Genomic DNA, 26,814 nt, shown 5'->3' with positions numbered 1-26,814 from the left:
GCGATCCAGGCCGCACATGATCGCGAAATGATTGTCGTAGCTTTGACCGGACGCGATGGCGGCGGCATGGCGTCGCTGCTGTTGCCCGAGGACGTCGAGATTCGCGTACCGGCCAACGTCACTGCACGTATTCAGGAAGTCCACTTGCTGGCGATCCATTGCCTTTGCGATCTGATCGACAGCCAACTGTTCGGGAGTGAAGAATGACCCCTAATCGCCTTGGCCTTCTGGCCTTGACCCTGTGCCTCGGCATCAGCGGCTGCACTTCGGTGGTGAATGCCAGCCGTGAAGCGCCGATCGAAGACGACCGTGGCACGCGCACCTTCGGCAGCAAGATCGACGACTCGCTGATCGAAACCAAAGCGGGCGTGAACATCGCCAAGGCCGATCCGGCACTGGACAACGACTCGCACATTGTCATCACCAGCTTCAACGGCGTGGTCCTGCTCGCCGGCCAGACTCCGCGCGAAGACCTCAAGGCCAAGGCTGAGCAAGCCGCCGCCAACGTCCAGCGCGTGAAGAAGGTGCACAACGAACTGCAAGTGCTGCAACCGTCCTCCCTGCTCGCGCGCCAGAACGACGCGTGGCTGACCACCAAGATCAAGACCCAGATGCTCACCGACGCCAGCATTCCTGGCTCGCGCATCAAGGTCGTGACCGAGAACGGCATCGTCTACCTGCTGGGCCTGCTGACCAAACAGGAAGCCACTCAGGCAACCAATCTGGTTCAGGGTGTGTCTGGTGTGCAGAAGATTGTGAAGCTGTTCGAATACATCGACTGACCGTAAAAGGCAGACACAAAAAAGGCGATCCATCCGGATCGCCTTTTTTTATTTCACAACCTTCAAGCTTGGCCGGCCACTCGGGCGTGGCGGCTCGCTGCCCGGTGGCGGCGAGTCGTCATCCGGATCGATGTCTTCCTCGTCGTCCATCGGCAACTCGAGGTCAAACACCATGCCTTGGCCGTTCTCCCGCGCATAAATGCCCAGGATCGCGCTGATCGGCACGTAGAGACTGTGCGGAACACCGCCGAAGCGGCCTTCGAACGTCACCACGTCGTTATCCATGTGCAGATGACGCACGGCACTCGGCGAGATGTTCAGGACGATCTGGCCGTCACTGGCAAAACCCTGTGGCACCTGCACCGCCGGGTACTCGGAGTTGACCAGCATGTGCGGGGTGCAATCGTTATCCACAATCCACTCGTAGAGCGCGCGGACCAGATAAGGTCGACTGGAGTTCATAGCGGCTCCTTAAGCCTTAGCGCATATCGCGTTCGACACCAGACAGACTCGCCTGGAAAGCCTCACGCGCAAACTGGCGCTCCATATAATCAAGCAGCGGCTTGGCCGGCCGCGGCAGTTCAATACCCAGAATCGGCAAACGCCAGAGTATGGGTAATAGGCAGCAATCCACCAGACTTTGTTCCTCACTGAGGAAGAACGGTTTGTCGGCGAACAGCGGCGAAACGCCGGTCAGGCTTTCGCGCAGTTCCTTGCGCGCCACGACCCGTGCAGCCTCTTTGCTCTTGGGATCCAGAATCAGATCCACCAGCCCGCACCAGTCACGCTGAATCCTGTGGATCAGCAGACGGCTGTTGGCCCGCGCCACCGGATAAACCGGCATCAGCGGCGGGTGCGGGTAACGCTCATCCAGATACTCCATCACCACGGTCGACTCCCACAACGCCAGGTCACGATCGACCAGCGTCGGCAGACTGCCGTAAGGGTTCACCTCAATCAGTTTAGGCGGCTGGCGGCCCGCTTCCACGTAAATGATTTCGGCGCTGACACCCTTCTCTGCAAGCACGATGCGCACTCGGTGGGAATAGTGGTCGGCGGGGTCGGAGTAACAGGCCAACCGATTGGTCACGCCCATGGCGATCCTCCTCGCTTGTTGAATTTGTCGGAACCGGAAAAACGCGCGCGCCCAGAGGGCACCTCCCGCAGGGTCTGACTGAGCAGATCCTGCTTTAGCGGAGGCGCCCTTGGGCGCGCGCGATTAACAGCAATGCTTGAAGCGTATCAGTGCACGTCTTTCCAGTATTCACGCTTGAGCAGGTAGGCGAACACAAAGAAGAACGCCAGGTACAGCAAGACATAAGTACCGATGCGCTGATGTTGCAGCTTAACCGGGTTAGCCGAGTAAGCCAGGAAGGTTACCAGATTCTTGACCTTCTCATCGAACTGCTCTTCGTTCAGAGCACCGGACTTCGGCACGATGGTCAACTGATCGCACGCTTCATGGGTCAGCGGCGTGCCGGTCAGCGGATCGTATTGCTTCTTGCCGTCCTCGACGATCTGCACCTGTTTGCAGCCGACGACCTGACGACCTTGCAGGCCGACCAGCACGTTAGGCATGCCGACGTTCGGGAAGACCTTGTTGTTCACGCCCCATGGACGCGCCGGATCTTCGTAAAACGACTTCAGGTAACCGTAGAGCCAGTCGGTGCCGCGTACTCGCGCTACCAGAGTCAGGTCCGGCGGCGCTGCGCCGAACCAGGTCTTGGCGTCGGCCGGCTGCATGCCGATGTTCATGTGGTCGCCAATCTTGGCACCGGTGAACACCAGCTTCTCCAGCATCAACTCGTGCGGGATGCCGAGGTCATCGGCGACGCGCTCGTAACGCTGGAACTTGGCACTGTGGCAACCCATGCAATAGTTGGCAAAGGTCCGCGCACCATCCTGCAGGGCGGCTTTGTCGGAGACGTCGATATCGACACTTTCCAGTTCCGGACCATGACCCTCGGCAGCAAAAACCAGGGAAGGCAGCGCAGCAAAAATCAGAGCAAGAAATAACTTTTTCATCAGCCAGTCACCCTTTCCGGAACCGGTTTGGTCTTCTCGAGCCGGGTGTAGAACGGCATCAGAATGAAGTAGGCGAAATACAGGAAGGTGCAGACCTGCGACAGCAACGTGCGCCCCGGCGTCGGCGCCAGAACGCCAAGGATGCCAAGAATCACGAAGGAGATGCAGAACACCACCAGCCAGATTTTGCTCAGCCAGCCCTTGTAGCGCATCGATCTCACCGGACTGCGATCCAGCCAAGGCAGCACGAACAGCACCGCAATCGCCGCACCCATGGCGATAACGCCCAGGAGTTTGTCCGGCACCGCACGCAGGATTGCGTAGAACGGCGTGAAGTACCAGACCGGGGCAATGTGCTCAGGCGTCTTGAACGGGTTGGCCGGCTCGAAGTTAGGTTTTTCGAGGAAGTAGCCGCCCATTTCCGGGAAGAAGAACACAATGAAGCAGAAGATGAACAGGAACACCACAACGCCGACAATGTCCTTCACCGTGTAGTACGGGTGGAACGCAATGCCATCCAGAGGGATGCCGTTTTCGTCTTTGTGCTTCTTGATATCGACGCCATCAGGGTTGTTCGAACCGACTTCGTGCAGCGCCAGAATGTGCAAGACCACCAGACCGAGAATCACGATCGGCAGCGCGACAACGTGCAAGGCGAAGAAGCGGTTCAGAGTGATTCCGGAGATCAGGTAGTCACCACGAATCCACTGGGTCAGGTCATCGCCGATCAGCGGAATCGCACCGAACAGCGAGATGATCACCTGGGCACCCCAGTAGGACATCTGGCCCCACGGCAGCAGATAGCCCATGAACGCTTCGGCCATCAGTGCCAGGTAAATCAGCATGCCGAACACCCAGACCAGCTCGCGCGGTTTTTGGTACGAACCGTAGAGCAGACCGCGGAACATGTGCAGATAGACGACGATGAAAAACGCCGAGGCGCCGGTCGAGTGCAGCAGACGCAGGATCGAGCCGTACTCGACGTCGCGCATGATGTATTCAACGGAAGCAAAGGCTTCTTCTGCCGACGGCGTGTAACTCATCGTCAGCCAGACACCGGTGACGATCTGGTTGACCAGCACCAGCAGCGCCAGCGAGCCGAAGAAATAGAAGAAGTTGAAGTTTTTTGGTGCGTAATACTTGCTGAGATGGTCTTCCCACATTTTGGTCGCGGGAAAGCGCGCATCAACCCAATCCATGAACTTGCTCATCACGCTTTCTCCGTATCGACGCCAATGACAATCAGGTCATCGGTCTCATAGGAATGCGGGGGAACTGGCAGGTTCAAAGGCGCAGGTTGCGACTTGTAGACGCGGCCAGCCAGATCGTAGTGGGAACCGTGGCACGGGCAGAAATAGCCGCCTACCCAGTCCTTGCCCAGATCCGCAGGTGCCACTTCGGGACGGAAGGTCGGTGAGCAACCCAAGTGCGTACAGATCCCGATCAGCAGGAGAATTTCCGGCTTGATCGAGCGTACTTCAGGGTCGACATAAGTGGGTTGCGTGGAGTTTTTGGAGGTCGGATCGGAGAGCTGACCCTCGATCTTCTTGAGATTCCCCAGGATTTCCTCGGTACGGCGGACAATGAACACCGGCTGGCCGCGCCATTCAGCAATCATCTGCTGGCCTGGCTCGATTTTGCTGACATTCACTTTCACCGGTGCACCGGCAGCTTTCGCCTTGGCACTGGGAAACCATGACCCCACGAACGGGACCGCAGCCCCCACCGCTCCTGCAGCACCCACCACGGATGTGGCTGCCACCAGGAAGCGACGCCGGCCTGCATTCACGCCGTCATTGCTCATTCAGTCCTCTCCCATCAGCTTTTTTGGCCTGTTAAATCAGGCGTCTACTAAATAAATCAAATGTTACTTATAAAAATTTTGCCCGAATGGTAATGAAAACCCCCAATTCTGACAAGGTTAATTCCCCGGGGCTCAGCCCCTTAAGCCTTGGAGTATAGGGGGTCTACGGCTGTGGCAAGTTGTCACAACGCAATTCTTTGATAAATCGCAGGCATAAAAAAACGCCCGCTTCCGTGAGGAGGCGGGCGTTCTTTTTTGAACGTGGAAGCGGAATTAACGCTTCGAGTACTGCGGACGCTTACGCGCTTTACGCAGACCAACTTTCTTACGTTCAACTTCACGGGCGTCGCGGGTAACGAAGCCAGCTTTGCGCAGAGCGCTACGCAGGGTTTCGTCGTAGTCCATCAGAGCGCGAGTGATGCCGTGGCGGATTGCGCCAGCCTGACCACTTACACCACCGCCGATCACGGTGACGTAGATGTCGAACTTCTCGACAGTCTCGGTCAGCTCCAGCGGCTGACGAACTACCATGCGGGCAGTTTCGCGGCCGAAGAAGTTATCCAGCGAACGGTTGTTGATGGAGATGTTACCAGTACCCGGACGCAGGAAAACGCGTGCGGTTGCGGTCTTGCGACGGCCAGTGCCGTAATTTTGAGTCGCCGACATAATGAACTATTCCGTTAAATCTTCAGTTCTTGGGGCTGCTGAGCAGTATGAGGGTGTGCAGCGCCCGCATAGACTTTCAGCTTACGGTACATGTCGCGACCCAGTGGGTTTTTAGGCAGCATGCCTTTAACCGCGGTCTCGATCACGCGCTCAGGGGCTTTGGCGATCAGCTTTTCAAAGTTGATCGACTTGATGCCGCCCGGGAAACCGGAGTGGGAGTAGTACATTTTGTCAGTGGTTTTAGCGCCGGTAACACGGATCTGCTCGGCGTTGATGACGACGATGTAGTCGCCGGTGTCAACGTGAGGAGTGTACTCAGGCTTGTGCTTGCCACGCAGACGGCTCGCGATTTCGGTGGCCAGACGACCCAGGGTCTGACCAGCAGCGTCGACGACAAACCAGTCGCGCTTTACTGTTTCCGGTTTAGCAGTAAAAGTTTTCATTCTTTATAGCCTCAGGGGCCGCCTGTAAATAAGACGGCGGATCTTACTGAATAGTGCGTACTTTGACAAGTCAAAGGCAGCCGGATACAGACGCTTTCGGGGGCTCGGGTCGGCGCGTCCGTTCAACGGCAAGATTCTTCGGCGGCGGCGCATCACTTCCACTGCAGAAAGAGGTCGGCAATTATGCAGATTGCGAAAAATTTTTCAACCTGCTTTTATGATTGTTTTGCCCAAGGAGCACCCGATGGACTATCGCCAGCTAGGCCGTACCGACCTGAATGTGAGTGCAATCTGCCTCGGCACCATGACCTGGGGCGAGCAAAACACTGAGGCTGAAGCCTTCGCCCAGATCGAAAGGGCCAAGGAAGCCGGGATCAATTTCCTCGACACCGCCGAAATGTACCCGGTGCCGCCAAAAGCCGAAACCTACGCCACCACCGAGCGCTACATCGGCAATTACTTCAAGAGTCGCGGTGATCGCGCCGACTGGATCCTCGCCAGCAAGATCGCCGGCCCCGGCAACACCATCGACTACATTCGCGACAAGAACCTGCGCCACAACCGTCAGCACATCACCGAAGCACTGGACGGCAGCCTCAAGCGTCTGCAGACCGATTACATCGATCTGTATCAACTGCACTGGCCGGAACGCAGCACCAACTTTTTCGGACAGCTGGGCTACAAGCACAAGATCGAAGCCAACCTGACGCCGCTGGAAGACACCCTCGAAGCCCTCGACGAACAGGTGAAGGCCGGCAAGATCCGCCACATCGGTCTGTCCAACGAGACGCCGTGGGGCACCATGCGCTTCCTCGCTCTGGCCGAAGCCCGTGGCTGGCCGCGTGCGGTGTCGATCCAGAACCCGTACAACCTGCTCAACCGCAGCTTCGAAGTCGGCCTGGCCGAGATCGCCATTCGCGAACAGTGCGGCTTGCTCGCCTACTCGCCACTGGCGTTCGGTTTCCTCTCCGGCAAATACGAAGGCGGCGCCCGTCCACCGAAAGGCCGTCTGAGCCTCTACAGCCGCTTCAGCCGCTATTTCAACCCGCAATCCGAAGCGGCGTGCAGCCGTTACGTTGCACTGGCCCGCGAACACGGTCTGGATCCGGCGCAAATGGCCCTGGCCTTCGTGACCCAGCAACCCTTCGTCACCAGCAACATCATTGGCGCGACGACGCTTGAGCAACTGGACAGCAACATTGCCAGTTTTGATCTGAAACTGTCCGATGAAGTGCTGGCCGGGATTGAGGCGATTCACAAGGATCATCCGAATCCCGCGCCGTAACTGACCGCCAAAAGCTTCGCGAGCAGGCTCGCTCCCACAGTGGAACACTGTACCTGTGGGAGCGAGCCTGCTCGCGAAGAGGCCAGTCGGATTACCTCAACAGCGGAACGCGGAGCGTCCCCGGCGGCATTCCCACGCAGAGCGTGGGAACGATCATCAAAGCGACCGCGCAATAATCTCCTTCATGATTTCATTGGTGCCGGCATAAATCCGCTGCACCCGCGCATCCGCCCACGCCCGGGCCACCGGGTATTCCCACATGAAGCCGTAGCCGCCATGCAGTTGCACGCACTCGTCGAGCACTTTGCATTGCAGGTCGGTGCCCCAGTATTTGGCCATTGCCGCCGTCGGCACATCGAGTGTGCCTTGCAGATGCAGCTCCAGGCAGCGGTCGACAAAAACCCGGCCGATCTGGATCTCTGTAGCCATTTCGGCCAGTTTGAAGCGGGTGTTCTGGAAATCGGCAATCGACTTGCCGAACGCCTTGCGATCACGGGTGTAATCCAGCGTCCATTGCAACGCTGCTTCAGCCGAGGCCAGACCGCCAATCGCCACGGTCAGGCGCTCCTGCGGCAACTCCTGCATCAGATAGGCAAACCCGGCACCCGCCTGGCCGAGAAGGTTTTCCTTCGGCACGCGCACGTCCTGGAAGAACAGTTCCGAAGTGTCCTGCGCCTTCATGCCGACCTTCTCCAAGCGCTTGCCCTTCTCGAAGCCCGGCGTATTCGCCTCCACCAGAAACAGACTGGTGCCCTTGGCGCCAGCCTTGGGATCGGTCTTGGCCACCACGATCACCAGATCAGCCAGAAAGCCGTTGGTGATAAAGGTTTTCGAACCGTTGATCACATATTCGTCACCGTCGAGCACCGCCGTGGTTTTCACCCCTTGCAGGTCGGAACCGGCGCCAGGCTCGGTCATGGCAATCGCCGTAACCATTTCCCCCGAGACCAGTTTCGGCAGGTATTTGTGTTTCAGCGCCTCGCTGCCGTAATGCAGGATGTACGGTGCGACGATGTCCGAGTGCAGCGAGAAACCGATACCTGTCAGACCCAGACGCCCGACTTCCTCGATGACCACGGTGCTGTAGAGGAAATCCGCGCCGAGCCCGCCGTACTCTTCCGGCAGATGCGAACAGAGCATCCCCGCCTCCCCTGCCTTGTTCCACAGTGCGCGATCGATGTGCCCCTGCTTCTCCCACTGCGCGTGATACGGCACGGCCTCTTTCTCGAGGAAAGTTCGCACACTGTCGCGGAACAATTCGTGTTCGGGGCTGAACAGGGTTCTGGGGATCATGCGGCACCTTTCTTTGTTGTTGGAGGGATACGGCTCTCAGAGACTAAGCCCGACTCCTGCTACGGGACACTGGACACATCCGACAAAAAATAAGACGATCCAGCCGTCTGGTGACCACTTTCCCTTATAAAAACAAAATAAAAGTTGAATTATGTCTAAGCACGTCTCCCCGCCCTTGCGGCGCGTCAGCATCCTGGCCATCGACCGGGTTTTCGCTTACACCCTCATGCAGGCCAAGGATTTTTTCCATGTGGCCAGCCTGCGTTACGGCAAACAACTGGGCCACGGCCTGACACCGGCGTTCGAAACTCGCTTGGTCAGCCCGGATGGCAAACCGGTAAAAAGCTTCAGCGACGTAGTGATGCCGGTCGACGGCGGCCTGGAAAACGCCGACGTAATCATCCTCCCGGCGTTCTGGGACGATTTCGACACGCTGTGCAGCCGTTACCCGCAAATCCTGCCGTGGCTGCGCGAACAGCATGCGCGCGGCGCGGTGTTATGCGGCGAAGCCACCGGAGTGTTCTGGCTCGCCGAAGCCGGGCTGCTCAACGGCAAGGAAGCGACCACTTACTGGCGCTTCTTCAATGCCTTCGCCGAGCGCTTTCCCAAGGTCTACCTCAATCAGGACAAGCACCTGACCGACGCCGACAATCTCTATTGCGCCGGCGGCACGACCTCGGCCTGCGATCTCTACATTTATCTGATCGAACGCTTCTGCGGCGCGAACGTGGCACAAGCCGTGGCCCGCGACATTCTCTACGAAGTGCAGCGCAGCTATTCGCCGGGACGTATCGGTTTCGGCGGGCAGAAGCTGCATCAGGACGTGATCATCCTGCAGATCCAGCAGTGGCTCGAAGAACATTTCGCCGACAAGTTCCGCTTCGAAGACGTCGCCCGCGAGCACGGCATGAGCATCCGCAACTTCATGCGCCGCTTCCAGACCGCCACCGGCGACAAACCGCTGCACTACTTGCAGCGCCTGCGCATCGAGACGGCCAAGGGCCTGCTTTCGGGCACGCGCAAGAGCATCAAGACCATCAGTTATGAGGTCGGTTACGACGATGCGAGCTTCTTCGCGCGACTGTTCCGCCAGCACACCGAGCTGTCGCCGAATCAGTATCGGCAGCAGTTTCAGCAGGCTGCGTAACCCGGCCTGATGATCGCTCCCACGCTCTGCGTGGGAATGCCGCCACTGGACGCTCTGCGTCCGGCTCGCAAGTGACGCGGAGCGTCACGGGATGCATTCCCACGCGGAGCGTGGGAACGATCAGTTACTGCGCCTTCGCGAGCAGGCTCGCTCCCACAGGGAAAAACTTCAGCGCATAAAAAGGCCTGCAATCGCAGGCCTTGTTCGTTGCCGAAACTCCGTTTAAGGCTTGTGCGCCCGCGACAGGAATTCGTGAGATTGCATCTCCAGCAGTCGGCTCAGCGTGCGCTGGAACTCGAAGGTCAGGCGTCCGCCGGTGTACAGATCCTTCAACTCGACTTCGGCAGAAATGATCAGCTTGACGTTGCGGTCGTAGAATTCGTCGACCATGTTGATGAAGCGCCGGGCGATGTCGTCGGTGGTGACGCTCATCTGCTCGACGCCGCTAAGCAGCACGGCGTGGAAGATCTTGCCCAGCTCGATGTAGTCGTTCTGGCTGCGCGGGCCGTCGCACAGTTCGCGGAAGTCGAACCAGGCCACGTCGTCGCAGGTGCGCAGAGCGCGGATTTCGCGGTTCTCGATGATCAGCACATCGTTTTCCACCGCCGCCGTGCACTCCGGCGTCAGTGCCTTGAAGCTCTTGCGCAGGCTTTCGTGGGCGGCTTCGTCGAGCGGATAGTGGAACAGCTCGGCTTGCTCGAGGTGACGCAGACGATAGTCAACACCGCTGTCGACGTTGACGATCTCGGTGTTCTGCTTGATCAGCGCGATGGCGGGAAGGAAGCGCGCGCGTTGCAGGCCATCCTTGTACAGGCCGTCCGGAACGATGTTCGACGTCGCGACGAGGGTCACGCCGTTCTTGAACAGCTCTTCCATCAGCGTGCCGAGGATCATCGCGTCGGTGATGTCGGAGACGAAGAATTCATCGAAGCAGATCACCCGCGACTCGGCCGCGAAGCGCTTGGCGATAATGGTCAGCGGGTTCTTCTCGCCGCCCAGGGTCTTCATTTCTTCGTGCACGCGCTTCATGAAGCGGTGGAAGTGTGTGCGGGTCTTTTCCTTGAACGGCAACGCTTCGAAGAAGGTGTCGACCAGGTAAGTCTTGCCGCGACCGACGCCGCCCCAGAAATACAGGCCCTTGACCGGTGCCTGATCCTTTTTGCCAAACAGCTTGCCGAGCAAGCCCGGCTTGTTCTGGTCAGCGGCGATCAAGTCGTCGTACAGACGCTGCAAGTGACGCACAGCAGTTTCCTGCGCGGCGTCATGGAAGAAGTCCGGGCGTTTCAGATCAGCTTGATATCGTTCTAGGGGCGTCATAATTCGTTAGCAAGGCAACAAAAACGGGCCGTCACTGTAGCGACGGCCTGTGGGAATGGCAATCGGCCCTTGGTCGGGTCGTGCCGCCGATCAGTCTTGAGCTGGAGTCAGCGCGACACGCAACGCCTCGATGGCGGCGTCTCGCGCGGCAGCGTCGGCGAAGGCCGGGCTGTCGCCCACGCACTCACCGGCCAGCCAGACGTTGAAGCTCAATTCTTCAGTACGCACGTCCAGCGGCTCGCCGGACTGCAACTGTTTGGTCACCTGGCCGGCAGTTTTGCCGTCGGCGAAGTTGCGCGACAGCAGCAATTGCTCGCCATCGGCCGCCAGCAGACGGAATCGGAAGCTGCCGTCGTCCTCGCGGAAGCTGACGAAACGCGCGGTTTTCGCGGCTTTTTTCTTGATAGTCGCGGCGACCTGAACCTGATTGACGAAGGAACGCAGGCCAACGGCTTCGCGCAATTCGTTGAGGAACGGCGTGGCCACGGCGCGGGCCTTCTTCGCACCGATCTGCAGGATGTCTTCCAGGTCCGCAGGACGCTCGATCAACTGGTGATACTTCTCGCGCGCTTCGCCGAGATCGTTGTCGAGCAACTGGAACAGGCGATTCTTCGCCTCACCCCAGCCCAGACCACCGAGCAGCTCACCGCGGAATTCATCGGCCTGCGCCGGTGTGGCGAAGGCCTGGAACAGAGTGAACAGGTGCGAATTATCGGGATCTTTCGCTTCGCCCGGCGCCTTGGAGTCGGTGACGATCCGCGAGATCGCGTCCTTCATTTCCTTGGCGCTGGAGAACAGCGGAATGGTGTTGTCGTAGCTCTTCGACATCTTGCGACCGTCGAGGCCCGGCAAGGTGGCCACACTTTCTTCGATCAGCGCTTCGGGCATGGTGAAGAACTCTCTGCCCTGGCCGAACAGATGGTTGAAACGCTGACCGATATCACGGGCCATTTCCACGTGCTGAATCTGATCGCGACCGACCGGCACCTTGTGCGCGTTGAACATCAGAATGTCCGCGGCCATCAGCACCGGATAGCTGTACAGGCCCATGGTGATGCCGGCATCCGGGTCTTCACCGGTTTCAACGTTCTTGTCCACCGAGGCCTTGTACGCGTGCGCACGGTTGAGCAGGCCCTTGGCGGCGACGCAAGTCAGCAGCCAGGTCAGCTCGGGGATTTCCGGGATGTCGGACTGGCGGTAGAAGGTCACGCGATCAACGTCCAGACCACCGGCCAGCCAGGTCGCGGCGATTTCCAGACGCGAGCGCTGGATGCGCAGCGGGTCATCGCATTTGATCAGGGCGTGGTAGTCGGCCAGGAAATAGAACGAATCGGCCTGGCTGTCGCGGCTGGCGAGGATTGCCGGGCGAATCGCGCCGGCGTAGTTGCCCAGGTGCGGCGTGCCAGTGGTGGTGATGCCGGTGAGAATGCGGGTACGGTTGGTCATGGGTAATCGCTTGTCAGACTGCAATCAATTCGAGAGACGCGGCAGCAGCAGATCCTTGAGATCGGTCAGCTTGCCGTGAAAAAAGTGTCCGCATTCTGCCACTTTCAGCAGCTCATGGGGGCGCTGGAGTTTTTCTGACCATTGGTAGACCAGTTGCGGATCGATGACTTCATCGGTTTCCGGCTGGATCACGGTCAACCCGCCGTGCTGCGGCAGTTGATCCTGCTCGCCCAGACGCATCACCGCCGGGGCAACCATGAACAGGTGCTCAAGCTGCACGCCTTCGGCTTCGAGACGGCCGCCGAGACTTGCTGCAACAAATCCGCCGAAGGAGAAACCGAACAGGGTCAGCGGCAGATCTGGGTGTTTTTCCCGCAGCCATGTAGCTGCGGCCTGAGCGTCGTCGACTTCGCCGGTGCCCATGTCGTGCGTGCCCTGGCTGGCGCCGACGCCGCGATAGTTGAAACGCAAGGTGATCAGGCCTGCGTCGCGCGCGGTGCGCTGCAGGGTCGAGACGACCTTGTTGAGCATGGTGCCGCCCTGTACCGGGTTCGGATGGCAGATCAGCGCGATGCCGCGCGGCTGCTCGTTATCCAGATACAAAGCCTCAATTTGGCCGACAGGGCCGTCAATCACTACAGGGGTTTCACGCATCAGCAAGGGAGGAACTCCGTGACCTCGAATCGGGTCGACTCGTCTAGCAAATTGTCTGTGCCAATCTATTGCGAGTGAATCGCGGTATACAGCGCAGGTTCGAGCCGTTAACGTAAAGCAAAGCCGTTTATAGAGGAAGGACTCGTGGAACACTCGCTCTTAGTTTGGTTGTTACCGACTCTTGCCCTGGTTGTGGGTGTCGCCATTGGATTCCTGATCGCGCGCGTTGCGCCGAACGCCGCACCGAGCCGCACGCAGCGTCAACTGGATGATATCCAGGAGCGTTTCGACAGTTATCAGAACGAAGTGGTCACCCACTTCAACAGCACCGCGATGCTGGTCAAGAAGCTGACCCAGAGCTATCAGGAAGTGCAGGACCACCTCGCCGAGGGCGCCAATCGTCTGGCCCTGGACGAGCAGACCCGCCAGCGCCTGATCGCCGCCCTGCACGCCGACGCAGCGCAGGCACCACGTGAACGCCTGACGCCACCGCGCGATCAGGAACCACCGCGTGATTACGCGCCGAAGAGCCCGAATTCGCCGGGCATGCTCGATGAGCATTATGGTTTGAAGAAGTAAGCAGTCTTCGCTGCGAACAAAAAGCCCCCGGACAGTGATGTGTCCGGGGGCTTTTTTGTATCTGCAATCTTCGCTGCCCTCGCCGGCCTCTTCGCGAGCAGGCTCGCTCCCACAGGGGGAATGCATTTCAAATGTGGGAGCGAGCCTGCTCGCGAAAGGGTCCGCACCGATGAAACAAAAAAATGCCCGATCACAGGATCGGGCATTTCTTCATTCAGGCAATCGCTTACGGATACTGCTGCACCGTACCCGGCTGTTGCTGCTGACCACCGTACTGCTGACCCGGAATAGCCTTCAGATTGACTTCGACCCGGCGGTTCTGTGCGCGGCCATTGGCGTCACCATTGCTGGCAATCGGGTTATCCGGGCCGGCGCCACGGGCCGACAGGTTGGCACCGCTGACACCTTGCGAGGTCAGGTAGGTCGCCACGCTCTGCGCACGACGTTGGGACAGGTCCATGTTGTGCTGGCGGCTGCCGGTGCTGTCGGTGTAGCCGACGATTTCGATCTGGTTCTGGTTGAACTCTTTTAGCGAGTTGGCCAGGTTGTTCAGCGGTTGATAGAAGCTGGAAGCGATGTTCGCCGAATCGGTGGCGAAGGTGATGTTGCCCGGCATGATCAGCTTGATCTGATCGCCCTGACGCTGCACTTCAACGCCAGTGTTGGCCATGCTCGCGCGCAGTTTCTTTTCCTGCTGGTCGGCGTAGTAGCCGTAGCCTGCTGCGGAAGCACCGACCACGGCAGCGCCGATCAAGGCGCCCTTGCCACGGTTGTCGTGGCCGATGGCGGCACCGGCGAGTGCACCGGCCAGCGCACCGAGGCCACCGTATTTGGCGGTTTTGCTCATGCCTTGCGAGCCACCGTCGGCCTGACCCTGATTGTCATACGGATTGGGCGAGGCGCAGCCGGACAGCACGGCCACGGCAGTAGCGACAATAATCAAACGACGCGTGGTGAACATGGAGAGCTCCTGGTCTTTTTGCATTCTGTGGTGCAGCGGCCACTGATCAATCAATGGACCTGCGCGGGCGTTGGATCATGACAATGCGCAAAAATTCCGCCGCACACCCGTGACAAAAAATTCAGGCACGCACAAACGGGTTCTCGCGCATCTCATCACCCAGACGCGTGTCCGGGCCGTGCCCGGTGACAACCGTTGCGTCCTCGTCCAGCGTATACAGCCGCTGTTTGATCGAACGCACGATGGTCGCCTGATCGCCACCCCACAAATCCGTGCGCCCTACCCCGCGACGAAACAGCGTGTCGCCGGCTATCAACAGCTTAGCCTCGGAAAACCAGAAGCTCATGGAACCGGGTGTATGTCCCGGCGTGTGCAGGGCCACGCCGCAACCGCAGGCGAGTTCTTCGTCATCGCTCAGCCAACGATCCGGCGACGGCACCGGGGTGTAAGGCACGCCGAACATCTGGCATTGCATTTCAAGGTTGTCCCAGAGGAACTGGTCTTCCTTGTGCAGATGCAGGGTCGCACCGGTTTTCTCCTTCATCTGCCCTGAAGCGAGAAAGTGATCGAGATGCGCGTGGGTATGGATGATGCTGACGACTTTCAGGCCATGGGCGTCGAGGCGCGCCATGATCAGATCAGGGTTGCCGCCGGGATCGACGACGATGGCTTTTTTTGTGAGCGGGTCGCCGATGATGGTGCAGTTGCACTGCAATGGGCCGACGGGGAAGGTTTCGCGGATAAGTGCAGGGCTGGGCGTGGTCATGGAAAAATCCTGGACAGGGTCAACGCCGTTGGCAACGGCCGATGGCGAATTTTACCGTCGCTAGAGCAATAACCCCAACGCCTTCGCCCGCGCCACTGCCTGCGTACGCCGCTCAACCCCGAGCTTGCTGTTGATATGGCTGGCATGGGTTTTCACCGTGTGCAGGGAAATGAACAACTGCTCGCTGATTTCCTGATTGGAACAGCCTTGAGCGATCAGGCGCAGCACCGCCAGTTCGCGGCTGCTGAGTTGTTCGGTAGTTGAGTTTTCTACGCTCGGTCGCGGCGCAGCTGTTGGAAAATGCGTGAGCAATTGCTGGCTCACCGCGTTGCAAGTGAGCGTCTGCAGTTGTCCGCGCATCCAGTCGGTTTGGTTTTTCAGCAGCGCATCGAAGGGTTGAAAGACGCCGCCGGCGGCAGCTTCCAGCGCCAGATTCAAGGTTTTGCGCGCATCGGGCTCGCGTCCACTGGACAGCAACAGCGCCACCTTCTGCGTCAACGCCATCACACTGAGCAACTGGCGTCCGGTCCGCTGGCCGTTTTCATGCAACACGTTCAACCGCCCTTCGGCGAGCATCGGCTGCCCCTGAATCACATCGAGCAGCGCCTGTTGCAGCTCCACATGCAACGGCAGTTGCGGATGGAATTCCGGCGGTGCCGCAGCGTTTTCGCCGGTGTAGGTCTGGCCCAATCGTGCAAGCCACGCCTCGGCGAGATCGATGCGACCCTGGGCCAGCCACAGTTCGCATTTGACCAGGGTGATCATCGCCAGGTAGTAGATCGGCGGTACGTCCCAGATGTGCATCAGGCGTTCGGCCTCGGCGAGTTCGGCGAAGGCCTTGGCGAACTCGCCGCTGGCGCCGTCGAGGCGGGCAATCACGCAGTGGCCGATCAGCACGCTGATGTCGCGACAGGCGCGCGCCTCGCCAATCCCGGCGAGCAGGCGTACGCGTGCAGCCTGCGGCTGCAAACGCATCGCCAGCAGGAAACCTTCGTACAACGTCAGCCGCGCGCGCACGGCGTACAGGCGTTGCGGCGACAGACCGCGCAAGCGTTCCAGGCCCTGATGCACTTCATCCAGCGCGCGCAGGATCTCGCCCCGCGATTGCAGAACCCGCGCCCTGTCGTAATGCGCCAGTGCTTCGAATAATGGATTGCCGACCCGTTGCGCCAGCTCGAGGGATTCACGGTTCAGGCCACGGGCGCGCCACAGATCGCCGTCCGCGATCGCCAGATTGGACAAGGTCGACAGGCACATCAGCCGCTGGCCATAACGCTTGGCCGGCAGGCTCTCCAGCGCTTCACTGCAATAGCGCAGGGTCAGTTCGCGATGGCCGCGTCCGCGAGCGATGATCCCGCTCAGCGCCAGCCATTGCGCCAGCATGGATTTCTGCGCAGTGGCCGAAGGCGCCGGCAGAAAGCGGCTCAAATGGCTGGCCAGCTCCTCAGCGGCGTCGAGCTGACAGGCCAGCCCCAGTGCCCAGCTGTAGAGCACGATCAGCCGTGGCGTGCTGATCAGCAGGCTGTCGGGCAAGTCCATTTTCCAGCGCAGCAGCATGCCGACGTTCTGCTCGGCGAGCAGCTGTTCTTCGGACAGGTTCTGTACCAGGTTCGCCGCGACATCGAGATGCCCGGCACGCAAGGCCTGCTCCACCGCTTCGTCGAGCAGGCCCTGTGCGTTGAACCAGCGGCAGGCGCGCAAATGCAGGGTGGCGTTGGGCACCATCGCCTGGGCGATTGGCCGGCTGCGCAACAAGTCGGAGAACAGATGGTGATAGCGATACCAATGACCGTGCTCGTCCAGCGGCACCAGAAACACTTGGTGAGCGAGGAGAAAGCGCAGGATCTCGGCGCTGTCATGGGCTTCGCGGACGGCGTCGCACAGCTCGCTGCAAAAGCGCTCCTGCGGAGCAGTTTCGTAGAGAAACGATTGCACTTCGGCTGGCAGGCAATCGATGACTTCTTCGAGCAGATAATCGCGGATCAACCCTTCGCCGCCGTTCAATGCTTGCGGCAGCGCGGCATCGTTGCCCGCCTCGGCCACCGCCAGCAGCCAGAAGCGCAGACCGGCGACCCAGCCTTCGCTGCGCTGGATCAGGCTTTCCAGTGCTTCGCCGCGCAGTGAGCTGCTGTGGCGATCGAGCAAGGTCAGGGCTTCGTCGTGGGTCAGGCGCAAGTCCTGTTCGTGCAGCTCGAGCAACTGCCGCGACAGGCGCAGACGCGCCAGATGCCAGTCCGGGCGCTGACGGCTGGTGACCATCACCAGCAAGCCATCGGGCAGATGATTGAGGAAAAATTGCAGGCAACGGTCCAGCACCGGCCCCTGGGCAAGGTGGTAGTCGTCGAGGACCAGCAGCAACGGCGCGGCAGGATCGAGATGCAGCGCCAGCTCATCGAGCAGACCGTCGAGCCACTCTTCGAAAGCAAACGGCTGATGGCGCTGACGCATTTTCAACAGACCGAGGGCACCAGCGCCCAAGGCCGGAAAATAGTCCTGTAGCCCTTCAAGCAAGCGCTCGAGAAAACGTCCGGGATCACTGTCTCGTGGACTCAAGCCCAGCCAGAGACTTTGCCAGTGCGCCGGCAGGCTCTGACAGAACTCCACCGCCAGCGAGCTTTTGCCGAACCCGGCCGGGGCGCTGACCAGCAGCAACCGACCTCCGAGCCCGGCCTGCAGACGCTGGCAAAGGCGCGGCCGCAAGACATAGCCGTCAGGCAGCGGTGGGCGAAAAAAACGCCCGTCCAGTGCTGCGACGGTGATGCTTGCGGGACCCGGAAGTGGGGACAGATCAGTCATGGCCGGCTCTTGTTCGAAGGCGATTGGCGGCGTTGCAGATGTCCGCAGCCTAGCCTTAAACGAAGAGGTAATGAAGGTCACTGCTACAAATGGCTACAAAAAGGCTACAGACACAAAAACGCCCCGAACCGGTCGGGGCGTTGTCACGAGGATGCGGCCTCGGGTTTACGCAGGTTTAGCGAACACCATCCTGACGCAGAGCGGCCGGGGTGAAGTCGCTGGTGGTGGCGGTGAAGCCGAAGTCATACGCCTGCTTCTCTTCGTTCTTCATGCCCAGTGCCAGATAACGGCCGGACTGCAGGTCGTAGAGGGTTTCGAGGGCGTACCACGGCACTTGCTTGTCGTAGTAGTTCTCGGCATGTGCCTCGGCTACACGCCACAGTTGGCCGCGACCGTCATAGTGGTCGATGACCGCTGCCTGCCAGGTGTCCTCGTCGATGTAGAAGTCACGCTTGGCGTAGATGTGGCGCTGTCCTTCCTTCAGGGTCGCGACCACGTGCCAGACGCGGCGCAGCTCGTAGCGTGCCAGGTCCTGGTTGATGTGGCCGGCCTTGATGATGTCCGAGTACTTCAGTTTCGGATCGTCGAGCTTGTAGCTGTCGGAGGCGATGTACATCTCTTTCTTGCCTTCGAGCTTCCAGTCGTAACGATCCGGCGCACCGTTGTACATGTCGAGGTTGTCCGAGGTACGCAGGCCGTCGGCGGCGGTACCCGGGCCGTCATACGACACTTGCGGTGCACGGCGCACACGACGCTGACCGGCGTTGTAGACCCACGCCGAACGCGGCTCCTTGACCTGATCGAGGGTCTCGTGCACCAGCAGTACGCCACCGGCCAGACGCGCCGGCGCGGTCACTTTCTGCTTGAAGTAGAACAGGATGTTGCCCGGGTTCGCCGGATCGTAGTCCTTCATCTTGTCGCGGAATACGAACTGATCCTGGAAGTACACCAGGCTGTACGAGCCGTTCGGTTGCGGCGCGGCCTGGGTCACCAGACGGGTCACGCTGCCGCCGCGATAGCGGGTGATGTGGTTCCAGATCACTTCCACACCGGTTTTCGGGATCGGGAACGGCACGGCGGTATCGAAGTTTTCCAGACCGTTGCCGCCGGACACCAGGTTGGTGCTGGTGGCGTTCTTCTTGATCGCGGCGAACACGTCATCCGGCACGGTGGCGCCGCGATGGGACGGATAGACCGGCATCTTGAAGGTTTCCGGATAGCGCTTGAACATCGCGTACTGGCCCGGGGCAAGCTTGTCCTTGTACTTGTCGACATCCTTGGCAGTGATGGTGAACAGCGGTTGCTCACTGGCGTAAGGGTTGGACAGGAAGCCTTTGCTGTCGACGCTGCCGGCATTCTTCGGCAGCGGTTTCCAGGCCGGGATCGAACCGTCGGCATTACCGGCCATTTCCGCGCCCATCGGCGTCAGGCTCTTGCCCAGTTTATCCGCTTCGGCAGCAGGCACCGCCGCCATGACACTGGTCGCCAGCAGCGACAGGCCCAGAACACCGGCGTGGAACAGACTCTTTGTTATTTTCATAAATTCGTTCGTCCTGAAATGCAGTGCTTAGAAGTTCACGCCGAAGCTGAGCGCCACGAAGTCGCGGTCATCCACGGTGGTGTACTTGCCGTCGAAGAAATTGGTGTAAGCCAGGCTCGCGGTGTAGGTGTTCTGGTACTCGGCATCGACGCCCAGGCTGACCGCTTTGCGACCTTCCTCGAAGTTGCCGCCAGGGCCTGGCGAGTAACCGCTGACGTCGTGGGACCAGGCCACGTTCGGTTTCAGGTTCACACCGGCAAACACGTCGTTGTATTCCCAGATCGCCCGACCACGGTAGCCCCACGACATCGACGTGGTGAAACCGTCGTTTTCGCAATTGCGGCTGCGGTTGTTCTGCGGCGAACCAGGACCGGCGCCGTTGATCGTGCTGTTGTTGAGGATGTTGGCGCAGGTATCGATACCGCCAGTGGCCGGCAACTCACCCGGACCGTAGACCGGATCGCGGCCATAACGCTTGTCGGAACGGCTTTCCAGGCCACCGACGTAGGTCGCACCGACTTCACCGACGAGGGTCAGACGGCTGGCGCCCATGACCTGATCGAAGAAGTGCGTGAACGTCGTCTGGATCTGGGTGATTTCCTTGCGCTCATAGCCATGCAGATCCTGACCCGGCACGCCGGTCAGCAGCGAAGCGTTGGTCAGTGCACCGCCCAATGGACGCACACCGGCAAACAGGATGTCGGTGGAGTTCAGTTGTACCGGCGCGTTCGGACGGTAGCTGATCTCACCGCTCCACGCCGTACCGGTAGGCAGGGTGGTGGAGAAACTCAGGCCGTAGAGACGAATGTCTTCCGGGTATTCGATGAAGTAATTCGAATTGCCCGCGACCAGCAGCGGTGCGAGTGCAGCGAACGGCCCCGGCAGCGCGGCGGCAGTGTTGTAGACCGACTGCGGTGCGCCGGTTGCACTGAAGATCGGCGCACGGCTGTGGTAGTTCATGAAGTACGCGCCGAACTCGGTATCGAGTGGCTCGAACATGTATTTGAGGGACGCGCCCCACTGACCGCTGTCGCGCGCGTCACGGTCCGGCCCACGGCGCACCAGCACGCCTTCTTGGTCGACGTTCACACCGTTGGCGGCCAACGGCCCCAAAGCGATCGCCGGAATCTGCGAACGCTTGTTCAGTACGCGCAGATTGCTGTCGCAACCGTCAGCAACGATGTCCGGCTGGGAGAAGAAGGTGCCGCAGTTGTCGACGACGGTCTGGTCCCATTCCAGTTGGTAGAACGCTTCGGCCGAGAGGTTATCGGTGAGGCTCTGCGACACGTAGAACATGTTGACCGGAATCAGGCCTTCCTTGATCTCGGCGCCCGGACGACGGAACGCGGAGACGTCGATCGGGTTGATCGAGTTGATGCCGCCGCCGATGAAGGTACTTTCACCCCAGCTCACTACCTGCTTGCCCAGACGCACGGAACCCGGCTGATCGGCAATCGCGTAGTTGTGGTAGACGAAGGCGTCGAGGATCTGCCCGCCGGAGGACTTGGCGCCCTCTTTGCGGTTGCTGTCGCTGATGTCCTTGAACTGGCGGCTCTCGTCCTTCAGTTCGAAGTCGTACCAGTACTTGCCACGGACGAACACGCCGGTGTCGCCGTATTTCAATTCAAGGTCATGGATACCCTTGAAGATCTTCGAAAAGGTTTCGCCGCTCTTGAAGTTGGCGTGCCCGTCATCGGAAGTCTGCGACAGGCCACGGCCGCCGTTGTTGACGCCGATAAGGTTCTTGTTCGGGCTCTGAGTAGACCAACTGGCACCGATCGACAGGGACGAGTCGAACTGGCCTTCGATTTCACCGACGTTGAAACTGACGCCGAATGCAGGCCCGGCGAGCGAGGAGGCAAGACTGACCGCCAGAGGCAGTTTCGCCCGGCGCCAGAACTGGTTTACTGAGGTCATCGACGCTACTCCATGTGCATTATTGTTATGGCAGTGAGTACTTTTAAAAACGCTGTGGAGGACCGGGCGCCAGGGCTGCCCGAAATCGCTCCAGAGTTGCTCGCCCCGTTCAGTGCGTGTGCTCCGTTTTCAAAAAGTCCTTGAGCGGACTATAGCCAGCGGGTGGTAGTGCTTGATCCCTCTAAAGTGTGATTTGCAGCCGCCAACCACTCTGGAACAGTCCTTTCGCCAGTCCGACACACGTCGGCACGGCAAGGATGGCTGATTTTTTCGATTTCACAAGCCAAGCGCTTGCTTGGTGGGTCTGGCGCGCCGGTTTCGGCGCGCCAGCAGACACTCAAAGAGTCGAAAGGAAGGTGCTGTTGTTGGCCTGCCATTCGGTGATGTCGAGGCGGATGCGCTTCTTGTCGAGCTTGCCGACACTGGTCTTGGGAATTTCGGTAACAAGGGCGATCTGACTGGGGATCGCCCACTTGCTCAGGTGCCCCAGTTCGACGAACGGCTTGAGGTGCTCCTTCAGTTCCCGTGCACCGATCACCTGCCCTTCGCGGACCACCAGCAAGGCAAACGGGCGCTCGCCCCACTGTGGATCGGCAATGCCCACCACTGCTACTTCGCGTACCGCCGCATGGCGGCTGATGAGGTCTTCGAGGTCGAGGGAGGAGATCCACTCGCCGCCGGTCTTGATTACGTCCTTGATGCGATCACGAATATCGATCACGCCCATGCTGTCGAGCGTAGCGACGTCGCCGGTGTGCAGCCAGCCGCCGGCCCAGAGCTCGGCGCCCTTCTGCGGTTCGTTGAAATAGCCTTCGGTCAGCCACGGCGCGCGCAGTACCAGTTCGCCCTGGGTTTCGCCGTCGGCCGGAAGGAAGTTGCCGTCGCCGTCGACAATCGCCGCCTCGACCAATGGCCCCGGCACACCGGCCTTGATCCGGTAGGTGGTGCGTTCGTCCTCGCTGCCGGCCATCAATTCGTCGTTGAGGTGCGCGCAGGACACCAGCGGCCCGGTCTCCGACATGCCGTAAGCGGCTGTCAGCTGAATGCCACGGGCCTTGGCGTTTTCATAAAGGCTGCGATTGAGTGCGCTGCCGCCGATGACGATTTTCCAGCCGCCGAAGTCGGCACCCTGCGCGGCTTTGGCGTTGAGCAGCATCTGCAGGATGGTCGGCACGCAATGGGAAAAGGTGACCTTCTCCTTGCGCCACAACTCCACCAGATACTCCGGATCGTAGCGCCCCGGATAAACCTGCTTGAGCCCGAGCATGGTCGCCACGTAAGGCAAACCCCAGGCGTGGACGTGGAACATCGGCGTGATCGGCATGTACACATCGTTGGTGCCGAGCAGGCGTACGCTGTCGATCGAACCCATGATCGTCGCCACGCCGATGGTGTGCAGCACCAGTTGCCGATGGGTGAAATACACGCCTTTCGGATTGCCCGTAGTGCCGGTGGTGTAGAACGTGGTGGCGACCGAGTTTTCGTCGAAGTCCTGGAAATCGTATTGCGCGCTGGCAGCGGCCAGCAGTTGCTCGTATTCGCCGACGAGGTTCGGCAGCTCTGCGGTTTTCTCCGGGAGATCGGTCAGCAGCAGGGTTTTCTCCACCGTGGTCAGCTGCGGCGCGATGGCCTGATACAGCCCGACGAACTCACTGTTGACCAGCACGAAGCGGTCCTCGGCGTGGTTCATGGTGTAGAGGATCTGCTCGGGTGACAGGCGCACATTGATGGTGTGGATCACCGCGCCGATCATCGGAATGGCGAACATGCATTCCAGGTAACGGTGGCTGTCCCAGTCCATCACCGCCACGGTGTCACCGGCCTTCACGCCAGCAGCCGTCAGCACGTTGGCCAGCCGCGCAACCCGCTCGATCAGGGTCGGATAGCTGTAGCGCAACTGGTCGCGGTAGATGATTTCGCGGGTTTTCTCGTAACGGGCGCCGGACATCAGCAGCCGTTTGATCAGCAATGGATACTGGTAGGCCCCATCGGCCGGCGGAATGACCCGAGTCTGCAACATAAGAATCCCTTTTCTGACTGCACGGTGTTGGCGGAGAGATTCGTACTCTAGTGCGCCTGCATGACAGTCAAATCAGCCAAAGGAATGATTTGCAGAGCTGTACAAATGCTAGCTTTTCGCCAGCATTTCGGGCCGAAATTGAAGAAAATACGACCGGTGGGAGCGAGCCTGCTCGCGAAGGCGTCGGGTCAGTCGACACTTTTGGTGACTGGACTGGCGCTTTCGCGAGCAGGCTCGCTCCCACAGGGATTGATGTATTCCAGTTCTCAATGCATTTCGGTGAATGCGATTTTCACGCCGAGAGCAATCAGCACGGCACCCATAGTGCGGTCGAACCAATGGCCCATGCGGGCGAAGCCGGCGCGCACCCGTTGTTGGCTGAACAGCATCGCCACCAGGCAGAACCAGATCGCCGTCGCCACCGCCAGGTAAACGCCGTAACCGGCCTGCACCGCCAGCGGTGTGTGCGGGTTGATCACCACGGTGAACAGCGAGAGGAAAAACAGCGTGGCTTTCGGGTTCAGGCCGTTGGTGACGAAGCCTGAGGTAAAGGCGCCCCGCGCGGTGCGTACGCCGGTTTCCCGGTGCAAGTCATCGGTGACGGTTTTCGCCGGTTGTGCGCGCAACGCCTTGAAGCCGATGTAAAGCAGATACGCGGCGGCGGCCCACTTCAGCGCGTTGAACAGCACGATCGATTGCGACACGATCAGACCGATGCCGAGCAACGAATAGCCGACATGCAGGAAAATCGCCGAGCCCACGCCCAGCGCGGTCCAGGTGCCGGCGCGGCGACCATGGGTCACGCTCTCGCGCACGACCACGGCAAAGTCCGGGCCGGGGCTGGCCACGGCCAGCAAGTGGATCAGGGCAACGGTCAAGAACTCGGTCCAGTACATGGGGGCTCCTTTGGGGCAGCTTGGTCAATAAAACATCTGTAAAGAACACAGTCCTGTGGCGAGGGGATTTATCCCCGTTGGGTTGCGAAGCAGCCCCAAAAACTTCTGTCTGGCCCGCAGGCAATGATTTTGCGACTGCTGCGCAGCCGATCGGGGCGGTGCGACGTTTCGCTAAATCCCCTCGCCATAGGGTTATGTGTCCGCTGCGGGGACAGCGTAACGATTTGTTTCATCTGGTAGGCTCGGCAGAGTACGCCCTCCGCTCACAGCACAAAAGGTACAGTTGATGACGAACACGCGCCGCGCGGTATTCCTTGATCACCCTTCGCTGGATCTCGGCGATCTGGACCTCGGTCCGTTGCGCGAATGCTTCAGCGACTTGCAGCTGTTCGCCCAGACTCTGCCGGAACAGGTCAGCGAACGCCTGCACGGCGCCAGTGTGGCGATCACCAACAAAGTCGTGATCGACGCCGCTGCAATGGCTGCCAACCCGCAACTGAAACTGATCCTGATCAGCGCCACCGGCACCAACAATGTCGACCTCGCTGCCGCCCGCGCCCACGGCATCACCGTGTGCAATTGCCAGGCTTACGGCACGCCGTCGGTGGCGCAACACACGATCATGCTGTTGCTCAACCTCGCCACGCGCCTGGCCGACTATCAAAAGGCTGTGGGCGCAGGCCGCTGGCAACAGGCGAAACAGTTCTGTCTGCTCGACTACCCGATCGTCGAACTGCAAGGCAAAACCCTCGGCCTGCTCGGTCATGGCGAACTCGGTGGCGCCGTGGCGCGACTGGCCGAAGCGTTCGGCATGCGCGTGTTGCTCGGGCAGATTCCGGGGCGCCCGGCTCGGCCGGATCGCCTGCCGCTGGAAGAACTGCTGCCGCAAATCGACGCCCTGACCCTGCACTGCCCGCTCAACGAGCACACCCGGAACTTCATCGGCGCCGGCGAACTGGCCGCGATGAAGCCCGGCGCATTTGTGGTCAATACCGCCCGCGGCGGCCTGATTGATGAGCAGGCGCTGGCCGACGCTTTGCGCAGCGGTCACCTCGGCGGTGCGGCCACCGACGTGTTGAGTGTCGAGCCACCGACCCAGGGCAATCCGCTGCTCGCCGCCGATATCCCGCGCCTGATCGTCACCCCGCACAACGCCTGGGGCAGCCGCGAGGCACGCCAGCGTATCGTCGGGCAACTGAGCGAAAACGCCCAGGCGTTCTTCAGCGGTGAGGCGCTGCGGGTCGTCAGTTGATAAACTGCGGCACTTTTTTTCAAGGAGCAGTTATGGATCCGCGCAGTGAAGTACTGCTTCGTCAGGCCGAGTTATTCCAGGGTTCGCTGCTGTTGGCCGGCCTGCCCGCCGATGATTTGCTCGGGCGTCTGCCGAATGCGTTCGGCTGGTGCTGGCACGCTGGCGACCAAGCCGCACTGGACGCACGTTTCGAGGGCCGCAGCCAGTTCGGCGTGAATGTCCCGGAGCGCGAGTTCGACAGCGCTGTGGTGTTCCTGCCCAAGTCCAAGGACCTGACCGATTACATCCTCAACGCCGTGGCGTCGCGTCTGGCCGGGCGTGAAGTGTTTCTGGTCGGGGAAAAACGCAGCGGCATCGAAGGCGCGTCCAAACAGCTCAACCCGTTCGGCAAGCCACGCAAACTCGACAGCGCCCGTCACTGCCAGCTCTGGCAAGTCACCGTGGCCAATGCGCCTGAAGCGAAACCGCTGGAAAGCCTGGCGCAGACCTACGAACTGCCGCTGGCCGAAGGGCCGTTGAAAGTCATCAGTCTGCCGGGCGTGTTCAGCCACGGTCGCCTGGATCGCGGCAGCGCCCTGCTGCTGGAGCATCTGGACAAACTGCCGAGCGGCCATCTGCTCGATTTCGGTTGTGGTGCCGGCGTGCTCGGGGCTGCGGTGAAACGTCGCTATCCGCACAATCAGGTGACGTTGCTGGATGTCGACGCGTTCGCCGCCGCCAGCAGCCGTCTGACCCTGGCTGCCAATGGCCTGGAAGCGGAAGTGCTGACCGGCGACGGCATCGACGCCGCGCCGATGGGTTTGAGCGCGATCCTGAGCAATCCGCCGTTCCATGTCGGCGTGCACACCGATTATTTCGCTACGGAGAACCTGCTGCGAAAAGCAGCGAAACATCTGAAAAACGGTGGCGAACTGCGCCTTGTGGCGAACAGCTTTCTCAAGTATCAGCCGTTGATCGAGGAGCACTTGGGCGTGTGTGCGATCAAGGCTGAAGGCAATGGTTTCCGGATTTACCGGGCCAAGCGCGGTTGAAAATTTGTTCTTGCCCAATCGGATTTGCCTAGGCAGAATCCGCTCCGTCCTAGGGGAGTAGTCTCCCACGAGCGCCAAGCTCGTCCGGCATACGTCAACATACTTGATCCTCAGATCATGGCGTATGCGACCCAAGCGTCCGCAACAGACGGATCGCAGGGTTTGACAAGACCTATGACACGCACACCTTACCC

General features: G+C 60.1%; 24 protein-coding genes, 1 pseudogene and 1 riboswitch. Of the genes and pseudogenes, 7 read left to right on the top strand and 18 right to left on the bottom strand.

The features are described 5' to 3' along the window. Both D8U70_RS08490 and D8U70_RS08485 read left to right on the top strand, forming a co-directional pair. A pseudogene (locus tag D8U70_RS08490) lies at positions 1 to 207 on the top strand (phosphoheptose isomerase); the annotation flags it as partial. Then, positions 204 to 782, top strand: a complete 579-nt coding sequence (locus D8U70_RS08485) for a BON domain-containing protein (protein WP_024014250.1) — start codon at positions 204 to 206, stop codon at positions 780 to 782. The pseudogene D8U70_RS08490 and the gene D8U70_RS08485, both read left to right, overlap by 4 nt. A 48-nt stretch (positions 783 to 830) precedes the next feature. On the opposite strand, the gene D8U70_RS08480 is transcribed toward D8U70_RS08485, so the two are convergent. The 7 genes from D8U70_RS08480 to rplM all read right to left on the bottom strand — a co-directional run bounded on the left by D8U70_RS08480 (position 831) and on the right by rplM (position 5,720). Further along, the gene (locus D8U70_RS08480) at positions 831 to 1,244 is read right to left on the bottom strand and encodes a ClpXP protease specificity-enhancing factor (RefSeq protein WP_016773263.1); all 414 of its coding nucleotides are present in this window, start codon (positions 1,242 to 1,244) and stop codon (positions 831 to 833) included. 16 nt (positions 1,245 to 1,260) lie between these two features. Beyond that, the gene (locus D8U70_RS08475; RefSeq protein WP_007961620.1) at positions 1,261 to 1,878 is read right to left on the bottom strand and encodes a glutathione S-transferase N-terminal domain-containing protein; all 618 of its coding nucleotides are present in this window, start codon (positions 1,876 to 1,878) and stop codon (positions 1,261 to 1,263) included. Between the two features lie 146 nt (positions 1,879 to 2,024). After that, positions 2,025 to 2,807, bottom strand: a complete 783-nt coding sequence (locus D8U70_RS08470; RefSeq protein ID WP_024014251.1) for a cytochrome c1 — start codon at positions 2,805 to 2,807, stop codon at positions 2,025 to 2,027. Continuing rightward, entirely contained in the window at positions 2,807 to 4,018 is a 1,212-nt protein-coding gene (locus D8U70_RS08465; RefSeq protein WP_024014252.1) for a cytochrome bc complex cytochrome b subunit, read from the bottom strand. The genes D8U70_RS08470 and D8U70_RS08465 overlap by 1 nt, the downstream gene beginning before the upstream one ends. Further along, a complete protein-coding gene (gene petA, locus D8U70_RS08460) occupies positions 4,018 to 4,611 on the bottom strand; it encodes a ubiquinol-cytochrome c reductase iron-sulfur subunit (protein ID WP_007917031.1) in 594 nt (197 codons plus the stop codon). The genes D8U70_RS08465 and petA overlap by 1 nt, the downstream gene beginning before the upstream one ends. A gap of 273 nt (positions 4,612 to 4,884) precedes the next feature. Further along, entirely contained in the window at positions 4,885 to 5,277 is a 393-nt protein-coding gene (rpsI, locus tag D8U70_RS08455; protein WP_003228056.1) for a 30S ribosomal protein S9, read from the bottom strand. Between the two features lie 14 nt (positions 5,278 to 5,291). After that, positions 5,292 to 5,720 carry a 50S ribosomal protein L13 gene (gene rplM / locus D8U70_RS08450; protein ID WP_003228062.1) on the bottom strand — a complete coding sequence of 143 codons (429 nt, stop codon included), beginning with the start codon at positions 5,718 to 5,720 and terminating at the stop codon, positions 5,292 to 5,294. A gap of 244 nt (positions 5,721 to 5,964) precedes the next feature. On the opposite strand from rplM, the gene D8U70_RS08445 reads away from it, so the two are divergent. After that, the gene (locus D8U70_RS08445; RefSeq protein WP_039761359.1) at positions 5,965 to 7,005 is read left to right on the top strand and encodes an NADP(H)-dependent aldo-keto reductase; all 1,041 of its coding nucleotides are present in this window, start codon (positions 5,965 to 5,967) and stop codon (positions 7,003 to 7,005) included. Positions 7,006 to 7,161: 156 nt separating this feature from the next. Here D8U70_RS08445 and D8U70_RS08440 read toward each other — a convergent pair whose 3' ends face one another. Further along, positions 7,162 to 8,298 (bottom strand): acyl-CoA dehydrogenase family protein, encoded by a 1,137-nt coding sequence (locus D8U70_RS08440; protein WP_130928630.1) that lies wholly within the window; start codon positions 8,296 to 8,298, stop codon positions 7,162 to 7,164. A gap of 250 nt (positions 8,299 to 8,548) precedes the next feature. Between D8U70_RS08440 and D8U70_RS08435 the strand changes: the two genes are divergently transcribed. Next, the gene (locus D8U70_RS08435; RefSeq protein WP_162999820.1) at positions 8,549 to 9,445 is read left to right on the top strand and encodes a GlxA family transcriptional regulator; all 897 of its coding nucleotides are present in this window, start codon (positions 8,549 to 8,551) and stop codon (positions 9,443 to 9,445) included. 222 nt (positions 9,446 to 9,667) lie between these two features. Here D8U70_RS08435 and zapE read toward each other — a convergent pair whose 3' ends face one another. The 3 genes from zapE to D8U70_RS08420 all read right to left on the bottom strand — a co-directional run bounded on the left by zapE (position 9,668) and on the right by D8U70_RS08420 (position 12,862). Continuing rightward, positions 9,668 to 10,762, bottom strand: coding sequence for a cell division protein ZapE (gene zapE, locus D8U70_RS08430; protein WP_016773254.1), 1,095 nt, complete (start codon positions 10,760 to 10,762; stop codon positions 9,668 to 9,670). 90 nt (positions 10,763 to 10,852) lie between these two features. Beyond that, entirely contained in the window at positions 10,853 to 12,208 is a 1,356-nt protein-coding gene (locus tag D8U70_RS08425) for a tryptophan--tRNA ligase (protein WP_130928629.1), read from the bottom strand. A gap of 24 nt (positions 12,209 to 12,232) precedes the next feature. Then, complete coding sequence (locus tag D8U70_RS08420) at positions 12,233 to 12,862, bottom strand: alpha/beta fold hydrolase (protein ID WP_130928631.1); 630 nt, start codon at positions 12,860 to 12,862, stop codon at positions 12,233 to 12,235. Positions 12,863 to 13,006: 144 nt separating this feature from the next. On the opposite strand from D8U70_RS08420, the gene D8U70_RS08415 reads away from it, so the two are divergent. Next, entirely contained in the window at positions 13,007 to 13,441 is a 435-nt protein-coding gene (locus D8U70_RS08415) for a DUF1043 family protein (RefSeq protein WP_016773251.1), read from the top strand. A 226-nt stretch (positions 13,442 to 13,667) separates the two neighbouring features. Here the strand turns inward: D8U70_RS08415 and D8U70_RS08410 are convergent, their stop codons facing one another. From D8U70_RS08410 to D8U70_RS08375, 7 genes are all read right to left on the bottom strand, one after another. Further along, a complete protein-coding gene (locus tag D8U70_RS08410) occupies positions 13,668 to 14,402 on the bottom strand; it encodes an OmpA family protein (RefSeq protein WP_071173556.1) in 735 nt (244 codons plus the stop codon). A 121-nt stretch (positions 14,403 to 14,523) separates the two neighbouring features. Beyond that, positions 14,524 to 15,168, bottom strand: a complete 645-nt coding sequence (locus D8U70_RS08405) for an MBL fold metallo-hydrolase (RefSeq protein WP_041479973.1) — start codon at positions 15,166 to 15,168, stop codon at positions 14,524 to 14,526. A gap of 60 nt (positions 15,169 to 15,228) precedes the next feature. Further along, a complete protein-coding gene (locus tag D8U70_RS08400; protein WP_110646164.1) occupies positions 15,229 to 17,964 on the bottom strand; it encodes a LuxR C-terminal-related transcriptional regulator in 2,736 nt (911 codons plus the stop codon). A gap of 175 nt (positions 17,965 to 18,139) precedes the next feature. Then, positions 18,140 to 19,504 (bottom strand): DUF1329 domain-containing protein, encoded by a 1,365-nt coding sequence (locus tag D8U70_RS08395; RefSeq protein WP_130928628.1) that lies wholly within the window; start codon positions 19,502 to 19,504, stop codon positions 18,140 to 18,142. 27 nt (positions 19,505 to 19,531) lie between these two features. Next, a complete protein-coding gene (locus D8U70_RS08390; protein ID WP_130928627.1) occupies positions 19,532 to 21,421 on the bottom strand; it encodes a DUF1302 domain-containing protein in 1,890 nt (629 codons plus the stop codon). A 337-nt stretch (positions 21,422 to 21,758) separates the two neighbouring features. Then, positions 21,759 to 23,441: a fatty acid--CoA ligase gene (locus D8U70_RS08385; RefSeq protein ID WP_039761335.1), complete on the bottom strand. Its 1,683-nt coding sequence runs from the start codon at positions 23,439 to 23,441 to the stop codon at positions 21,759 to 21,761. 266 nt (positions 23,442 to 23,707) lie between these two features. Then, positions 23,708 to 24,337: a LysE family transporter gene (locus D8U70_RS08375; RefSeq protein ID WP_016773245.1), complete on the bottom strand. Its 630-nt coding sequence runs from the start codon at positions 24,335 to 24,337 to the stop codon at positions 23,708 to 23,710. Between the two features lie 286 nt (positions 24,338 to 24,623). Here D8U70_RS08375 and D8U70_RS08370 point away from each other — a divergent pair, with 286 nt between their 5' ends. Beyond that, entirely contained in the window at positions 24,624 to 25,589 is a 966-nt protein-coding gene (locus tag D8U70_RS08370) for a 2-hydroxyacid dehydrogenase (protein WP_122611808.1), read from the top strand. 32 nt (positions 25,590 to 25,621) lie between these two features. Then, a complete protein-coding gene (locus tag D8U70_RS08365) occupies positions 25,622 to 26,620 on the top strand; it encodes a class I SAM-dependent methyltransferase (RefSeq protein WP_016773244.1) in 999 nt (332 codons plus the stop codon). A 40-nt stretch (positions 26,621 to 26,660) separates the two neighbouring features. After that, positions 26,661 to 26,783, top strand: a riboswitch (yybP-ykoY riboswitch). Positions 26,784 to 26,814: the final 31 nt, after the last annotated feature.

This window comes from Pseudomonas sp. Sample_20, from assembly GCF_004307585.1.
Lineage (GTDB): Bacteria > Pseudomonadota > Gammaproteobacteria > Pseudomonadales > Pseudomonadaceae > Aquipseudomonas > Aquipseudomonas atacamensis.
Note: the sequence above shows the minus strand (reverse complement) of the source record. Positions and strands in the feature narration are given on the sequence as shown.